Below are 2,290 nucleotides of genomic sequence, written 5' to 3'. Positions count from 1 at the left end.
GGCCCGGTGGGCCCGGTGGGCCCGGTGGCTCCCGTGGGTGCCGGTGGGGGGCCGGTCGTCGGGCCGGTCCGGTCGGGCACGCCGTCGTCGCGGACGTCGTTCGCCATGGCGGCACGGTAGTGCGCGACCGGCCCGGGGGGAACCGGGAAATCGGGTCACGTCGGCGGTGCGCACCGCCTACGCACCGTCACGCGGTCGGGAGTGGCTCCGTGCCGATGTCCCGCAGGAGCGTGTCGACCGGCTGCTCGGTCTCGGCGAAGCAGAGCAGGTTCGTGAATCCCTGGCGCCAGGACGCCTCCCTGGGCCAGCGCCAGGCCGCGCCGATGTCGTCCCGGTCGGCGCCGAGGTAGCCGCGTACGGCCTGCCCGCACTCCTGCCGGCCCAGTGCGTTGATCTTCTCCACGTCCGGGAGCGCACCGTCCGGCGTCCCCAGCGGTATCGCGGCGACGGCCTCGCTCCGGTGCGGCCCGTCGCACGGCGCGGCCCGGGGCCGTTCGTCCGCGGGACGCTCCCGCGAGCACAGCCGGAACCCGTCGAGGCCGTCGTCGCCGGCCAGGGCATCGTGCAGCGACCCCTGCCGGGTGCGTGGCTCCCCGTCCGCGTTCACCTGCGCGACCCCGCAGCGGTACCAGCGCTGACCCTCGTCCCACCGGTCCTCGTCCGCCCAGAACAACCACGCGCCGAGTGTGGTGACGTCGTAGTCGGCACTGCCCAGGAAGTCCGCCACCGCGGTCCGGCAGTCCGGCAGCACCGCCTCGTACACCGCCTGCTCGGGTGGCGGGGTGGCGCCGTCGGCGTCGTCGAGGGTGCCGGTGTCGACGATCTCCACCGTGTGGTCTCCGGCGCAGTCGACGACCGTGGTGGCGTCGGTGGAGACACAGTCACCGGTCCCGGCGAGGCCCGGCGGGGTTCCGCCGGGTTCGGTGCCGGGGACCGACCGGTCCGTGGACGGTGCCGTGGTGGTCCCCGTGGCGGCGGGAGCCTCGGTCGCCCCGGCGGCACGCTGGTCGGCCGAGGGCAACGCGGGCGATCCGCCGACCTCGCTGACACACCCGGCCAGCACCACGGCGGCCGCCAACGTCACTACCCCGAGCGCGTAACCCTGTCTCGACATCGATCAGACCCTACCGAGTGGCGGTACGAACCACTCAATGTTGACGGTTCGACATCGCGGGCGCACGGCAACCGGGCCGACGGAGGAACATCCGGGTCCCGGACAGTGCGTGTGACCGGGCCGGGAAAGTGACACCGGGCCAGGGACAGCGCAACCGGGTCCGGACAGTGGAAACCCCGTGATGCTGCCAGGTCGGGGGTCCGCCAGCACCACGGGGGCATCTGGAATATCGCCGGCTTACCCGGGTGCGTTACACCCGTTTGGGAATGTAAGTCAGGTCACACGTTCGGACCAGTGTGTCGGCGACTGCCCGGTGCCGTCCGTGGTGACGCGGGCGGCACGGGTGAAGTCGGCGGGAAACGGGTAGCCCGGTCGTCGGTGAACCTGTCCGAACACCTCGACCAGGGAGGTCGCATGATTCTCCGCCGGGTGGCCCGCCCACTGCTCGCCTCCATCTTCATCGCGGGCGGCATCAACGCACTGCGGCAGAAGGAGGCCCACGCCGAGGCGGCCAAGCCGTTGCTCGACAAGACCGTCGGGGAGAAGGCCGGCGAACTGCCGAGCGACCCGGTGACGCTCGTCCAGGTGGACGCGGCCGTCAAGATCGCCGCGGGCACGATGCTGACCGTGGGGGTGCTGCCGCGGATCTCCTCGGTCCTGCTGCTGGGCAGCCTGGTCCCCACGACCGTGGCCGGTCACCCGTTCTGGGAGGAACAGGACCAGCAGAAGCGTCAGCAGGAGCTGACCGAGTTCCTCAAGAACGCGAGCCTCGCGGGCGGTCTGCTCATCTCGGCGGTCGACACGGGCGGCAAGCCGTCACTGGGCTGGCGGACCCGGCACGCGGCCGAGGAGGTCGGTCACCAGGTGCAGGGTAGGACCGGGGAGATGCAGCGCAGGATGGGCGCGGCGCAGGGCAAGGCCGGTCTGGCGGTGGCCAAGGCCACCAAGGCCTCCGAGCAGGCCACGGCCAGGGCGGCGAAGCGGCAGGGCCGGGCCACCGGGATGGCCAAGGGGAAGGGCAAGGCCCTCAAGGCGGCGAAGAAGGGAGCCGGGCGGGCCAAGTCCGCCGCGACGCACCGGCACTGACCCGGCTCCGCTCCCGCACCGCGACGTCACCCGCACCGCGACGTCACCCGCAGCGCGACGACCCCCGTACCGCGACGGCGGCCCCGCCCG

2 protein-coding genes are annotated in these 2,290 nt (G+C 73.0%); one reads left to right on the top strand and one right to left on the bottom strand.

The features are described from left to right. Positions 1–187 precede the first annotated feature (187 nt). Positions 188–1,114 (bottom strand): septum formation family protein, encoded by a 927-nt coding sequence (locus tag ACTIR_RS0119590; protein WP_026455550.1) that lies wholly within the window; start codon positions 1,112–1,114, stop codon positions 188–190. Between the two features lie 414 nt (positions 1,115–1,528). Between ACTIR_RS0119590 and ACTIR_RS0119580 the strand changes: the two genes are divergently transcribed. Beyond that, positions 1,529–2,200, top strand: coding sequence for a DoxX family protein (locus tag ACTIR_RS0119580; RefSeq protein WP_026455549.1), 672 nt, complete (start codon positions 1,529–1,531; stop codon positions 2,198–2,200). Positions 2,201–2,290: the final 90 nt, after the last annotated feature.

The organism is Saccharomonospora iraqiensis subsp. iraqiensis (assembly GCF_000430445.1).
Taxonomy (GTDB): Bacteria; Actinomycetota; Actinomycetes; order Mycobacteriales; family Pseudonocardiaceae; genus Saccharomonospora; species Saccharomonospora iraqiensis.
Note: the sequence above shows the minus strand (reverse complement) of the source record. Positions and strands in the feature narration are given on the sequence as shown.